At 59.3% G+C, this 5,138-nt stretch carries 5 protein-coding genes and 1 pseudogene; 5 read left to right on the top strand and 1 reads right to left on the bottom strand.

Translation table 11 applies throughout. From position 1 onward, the window contains the following. The 3 genes from EN949_RS32850 to EN949_RS32835 form a co-directional block, all read left to right on the top strand. Positions 1–1,037: AAA family ATPase (locus tag EN949_RS32850; protein ID WP_127371915.1), on the top strand; the 1,037-nt coding region annotated here is incomplete at its 5' end. Positions 1,038–1,487: 450 nt separating this feature from the next. Further along, on the top strand, positions 1,488–1,715 hold the full coding sequence (locus EN949_RS36015; protein WP_181177356.1) for a hypothetical protein: 228 nt from the start codon (positions 1,488–1,490) through the stop codon (positions 1,713–1,715). Next, the gene (locus tag EN949_RS32835) at positions 1,712–2,278 is read left to right on the top strand and encodes a DNA-packaging protein (RefSeq protein ID WP_245459456.1); all 567 of its coding nucleotides are present in this window, start codon (positions 1,712–1,714) and stop codon (positions 2,276–2,278) included. Before EN949_RS36015 ends, EN949_RS32835 begins: the two co-directional genes overlap by 4 nt. On the opposite strand, the pseudogene EN949_RS32830 reads toward EN949_RS32835, so the two are convergent. Next, positions 2,203–2,385 (bottom strand): annotated as a pseudogene (locus EN949_RS32830) (helix-turn-helix domain-containing protein); the annotation flags it as partial. The gene EN949_RS32835 and the pseudogene EN949_RS32830 overlap by 76 nt on opposite strands. A gap of 459 nt (positions 2,386–2,844) precedes the next feature. On the opposite strand from EN949_RS32830, the gene EN949_RS32825 reads away from it, so the two are divergent. Both EN949_RS32825 and EN949_RS32820 read left to right on the top strand, forming a co-directional pair. Then, complete coding sequence (locus EN949_RS32825; RefSeq protein ID WP_013525315.1) at positions 2,845–3,045, top strand: hypothetical protein; 201 nt, start codon at positions 2,845–2,847, stop codon at positions 3,043–3,045. 410 nt (positions 3,046–3,455) lie between these two features. Next, the coding region (locus EN949_RS32820; RefSeq protein ID WP_127371914.1) for a diguanylate cyclase at positions 3,456–5,138 on the top strand (1,683 nt) is incomplete at its 3' end.

Genomic DNA, 5,138 nt, shown 5'->3' with positions numbered 1-5,138 from the left:
CACAAGGCGAGACACCGCTGATTCTGCCCTCGGTTGACCGCAATGCAGTGGCCGCCGTGGTCCAGGACTGGACCGGGATCCCGACCGGACGGATGCTGTCCAGCCAGACCGAAAAGGCGCTCAAGCTCGCCGCCACGCTTTCGGAACGGGTCGTCGGCCAGGATCACGCCATGGAGATGATCGCCAAACGCGTGCAGACCAGCCGCGCCGGGCTTGGCGCGCCTGAAAAGCCGGTCGGGGTCTTCCTGCTTTGCGGCCCCTCGGGCGTCGGCAAGACCGAAACGGCATTGGCGCTGGCCGAAACGCTTTACGGTGGCGAGCAGAACCTGATCTCCATCAACATGTCCGAGTTCCAGGAGGCGCACACCGTCTCGACACTGAAGGGCGCACCGCCCGGCTATGTCGGCTACGGCAAGGGCGGCATCCTGACCGAAGCGGTGCGCAGAAAACCCTATTCGGTGATCCTGCTCGACGAGGTCGAGAAGGCGCATCCCGACGTCCACGAAATCTTCTTCCAGGTCTTCGACAAGGGAACGATGGACGACAGCGAGGGCCGCCGGATCGATTTCAAGAACACCCTGATCCTGCTCACCTCGAATGTCGGCTCCGAAGTCATCATGGACCGCACAAGGAATGGCACGCTGCGGACCGGGCTCGACGATCTGGATACCGCCTTGCGCAGCCCATTGCTGAAGGTCTTCCCGGCTGCCTTCCTTGGCCGGGTGGTGACCATTCCTTACTATCCGCTCTCTGATTCGATGATCGAGGCGATCACTGGCCACCAGTTCGCCAAGATCGCTCGCCGGTTGCGGGCAACCAACGATGCGGAACTGGTGATCGGCGACGGTGTCATGGATCTGGTCAAGGCCCGCTGCACCGAGATCGAATCCGGCGGGCGGATGATCGATGCCATCCTGACCAACACGCTGCTGCCGGAACTGAGCCGCGGCGTGCTTAACCGGTCGCTCGAGGGCGAAAAGATGACCAAAGTCACCGTCGGCGCCTCCAAGGAAGGTTTCACTTATTCCTTCGAGTAGGTTCTGATCGTGTAGAACCTCGTCGCCCTCGGCTGCCGGCCCGCTATTCGCGATCCCCCGTGGCGCCGCAATTCGAGAGGTGGCGGTCTTGCCCGTGCGCGAGAACGACGTGCGCAGCCGGTAGCGGATCGTCCCCGACAGCACCGGCCCGCCGGTAGCATCGATGATCGTCCATCTATTGAAGGTTACCGACTGTCCCGCGCATTTCCAGCTGCGGGGACGCCTGGGCTTGAAAGAAGCTCACTGGCTTATCCGATGTCGCCCAGACGCAAATTCCGCAGGCAATCCCGAAGGAGATCAACAGGGCGGGCGAGATGGGTAAGCGGTGCAGGGATTGGCTGGGCCTCTTTGTTGCAGACCCGCCCAAAACCTCCTGCAACCCGATCGGTTCGACATAAAATATTTACGTGTTGGCATGGTTTACGAATGGTTTCGCGGGCCATCCACCTCATGGCCGCTTTGGCTTTGGCCGGACCGGTTAAGGTTGAGCCGGATGATTTGACCGGCTGCGAAACTCCTCGCAAATTCCTCGTTGTCGAAAAGCTGTTGGGTGGTCACGCCATCCTCGATGATCTGCACCGCCCATTGGCCGTCTATGTGTTCTACCCGAACACCGTCCTTCTGATCGTCGCCCACGCCCGCACTCCCACACAACGATGTGGGAAAAAAACCATGTGATCGGCAATCCAGCAAGTCACAAAACCGTACGAATCCGGCCGCTGGTTAACTTTGTAAAAGCGTCGAAATTTTCGCAAATGCCCGCACCCGCAGGAAACCAATTTTGGAAGGCCCGTAGCTCACACGGCCGCAGCCCGATCATCATCGATCCAGAGAAGCTGTGGACGGCATGTTGCGAGTACTTCGAATGGGTCGACGCGCACCCGCTCTATGAGGCCAAGCCCTTTGCGTATCAGGGCGAGGTGAAGATAGAGAACGTGGCGAAGATGCGCGCCATGACGATTTCACCAGCCAGGTCGAGGAAATCATCCGCACCCAGAAGTTCGAATCGGAACTCACCGGCAAAGACGGCGAACCGTTGCCGCTGGTCCCCGTGGTCAATGTCACAGTCCGCAGTTCTTGACCTGGAGCTGCATCCCAAGCAGGGGATAGCATTCAACACCGAAGCGACCGAAACGCTGTATGGTGGCGCGGCCGGCGGCGGCGGCTCCTCATCATGGCGCCGATTGCTCGGTCGGCCGCGCTCCTTCGACTCCAGCCCGCCGGCGCCGTCCTGGTCATAGGCTTGCAACAGCCGGTGAACCTGACTGCGGCTGAGATGAAGAAGCTCCGCCGCCTGGACGCTCAGCCGCCGGTCGCGGATCTTCTGGATGGCTTCAAGACGATGCAGCTCTTTTTTGCGACAAGGTGATCAAAGGCATGCCGGCTCCGCAATACGCCCGGTCTCACGCCAGGCAGTGTGAAGTCGTCAGCCTTCCTTTCCAGCTTCGAGTTGGCCAGAGCATGAGCTGTGAAAGTCGGGGACTGTCGCATCTCTAAATTGCTCAAGTGTCGCATCTCTATATAACTGCTACATCCAGAAGTCGCATAACATACATTATGGAACATAAAATTATGATTTGAAATCAATGTGTTGGCAAAATTTATCGGCTGTTAGCCACCCGCTCCATCATGCTTTCGCCGCACAAGAAAAGCAAAATGCGTTTCATCGTTGGGCCACCTGGGCCCCTTTTGTTGCGAATAGCTGCTTTGTGCCGCGAGGACCTTGGGAAGCTATTTCCTTTCGAAAAAACAGATTTTTCCTTTCGGGTAGAGGTTGGGATATGATTGCGCGACAGGAGTGCGATCTATGCAGAGTTTCACCGTCGAGCTGATACGCGACGGCAAAGCTGTGGAACGTGCCGAGGTTCAGGCCGAAAATGTTGTTGAAGCTGCGAAGACGTGGGGACCAGTAACCATCCCGTACGCCGAAGAGCCTGACATCGGCGAATGGATCAGGGTAACGCACCCTTGCGGCAGCACGACAAGTTGGTTCGAGCCGGATCGTTAAGCGCGGCCAATTTAGAGCTCACTGGCCAGGATGCGTCAGGGCTGTGGGTAAGAGCCGTGACGAACGTCACGGCGTCGGGATCATAGCAGAAGATGGACGGATGACCCGGTGCGAACCAGCGATGACAGCATGTAGTAGGCTAATCCATCTTCCTGATGTCGATTTCGCCCCTCCCCTCTCCCAGGCTGTCCGTCTCGCTTTCCCTACCCGTCTTCCGCCCGAGCAGGACGACCCTGCTGTTCGGCGCAGCAGGACTGGCCGGCACAGGCCCAACGGTACTACGCGCAGCGCCCAAGCGCAGCCTTTCGAAACTTGGTGGCACAGACCAGAAGCTTTTATGCAGATTGGAAGTCCAAATTTAAACAGTTCATCCTACGTTGGCCGATGGGCTTTTTGTCAAGGAAACGCAATTGAGCCGGTCGGGCAGAACGGATTTTGACTTTGATGGTGCAAGAAAGGCGGTTTTTTCGACCGCCAACTTGCCGGCGGCAATTGCGTTGGCCGTGCTTGTGATCTGCGCGGTCCTTGCGGACTTGCAGAACACGAAAGTGTCCGATCAACTCGCGCGCGCCGAAGTCCAGGCCAAGGTCAACATCATAAGGGCCAAGCTCGAAGGCAATGTAAACGGTAATCTCCAGCTTGTTCAGGGCCTCGTCTCGGCCATAGTTACAGAGCCGTACATGGGACAGCAGAGATTTGCGTCCTTGGCAAGCAACCTGTTCCGACAGAGATCGCAACTGCGCAACATCGCCGGTGCGCCCGATCTCGTCATCTCGCTGATGTACCCGATGGAAGGCAACCAGAAGGCGATCGGGCTCGATTACCGCAAGAGCGAGGCGCAACGGACGGCGGCGCTTCGCGCGCGAGACCTCGGCGTTCTTGTGTTGGCAGGCCCCGTCGACCTGGCCCAGGGAGGGCGAGGCTTTGTCGGGCGCATTCCCGTCTTTGTGCCGACGGCGGGCGGCGGCAGCCGATTCTGGGGCATCCTCTCCGCTGTCATCGATGTCGATCAGCTTTACGCGGCGAGCGGCTTGAATGACCCCGGGATTGATATTGATGTCGCCCTGACGGGGACCGACGCGCTTGGCGGTGGCGGCAAAAAATTCTTCGGGGGAGACAATGTCCTCGCCGGCAAGCCGGTGTCGGCCGATGTGCAACTGCCTTCGGGCTCCTGGCTGATTTCGGCTATACCGAAGGGAGGCTGGCCGGCCATTCCGAACAATGCGTGGATGTTGCGGGGGCTCATAGCCTTTGCCGGCGCGCTGGTGGTGCTGCCGATCCTGGTGGCCGGGCGACTGTTCGGCGAACGACAGAAAAACTATGCCGAGCTCAGACGTCTGTCTGGCCGCCTTGAGTTGGCCCTGGAAGCTTCTGGAATTGGCGTGTGGGAGCACGACCTGGCCACAAAAGAACTGCTATGGGACGACCGCGTCAACCAGATCTACGGCAAGCCAGCCGATGGCAAACCGCGCGGTTATGAAGACTGGGCGATGGCTATTCATCCCGAAGATTTCGACAGGGCGCGCCAGGAGTTCGACGCGGCCGCCGAGAGGGAGGGACCGTATTCTTCGCAATACCGAGTCCTGCTAGCGGACGGTACCACGCGCCACGTGCGCACGCGCGCAGCCTTCTTCCAGGACATCGGCGGCACGCCGAAGATGATCGGCGCCGAGTGGGACGTCACCAGCGACGTGCTGCTCAATGAGACGCTCATTCGAGAGCGCCAACTGTCGGAATCGAAAAATGCCGAACTCAAGGTCGCAAAGGCGCATGTAGAGCATGTTGCGCTGCACGACCCGCTGACCGGCCTGCCCAACCGCCGCTATCTCGATGAGTTGCTTGCCGAAAAAAGCGTAACGGGGACCCGCACAGCGCTGCTGCATCTGGACCTCGACCGCTTCAAGCAGATCAACGATACACTCGGCCACGCAGCCGGTGACGCCATGCTGGTGCACGCCTCCAAGGTCATCAAGGTCAACACGGGTCCCGGTGATTTTGTTGCACGCATCGGCGGTGATGAGTTCGTCGTGGTGAGCCATGGACGTGATGACAAGCAACTTTCCGCGCTCGGCGACCGCATCATCACGCAGATT

The organism is Mesorhizobium sp. M7A.F.Ca.US.007.01.2.1 (genome assembly GCF_003998165.1).
Taxonomy (GTDB): Bacteria; Pseudomonadota; Alphaproteobacteria; order Rhizobiales; family Rhizobiaceae; genus Mesorhizobium; species Mesorhizobium ciceri.
The sequence above is the reverse complement of the archived record's forward strand: the minus strand, read 5'-3'. Positions and strand labels throughout refer to the sequence as shown.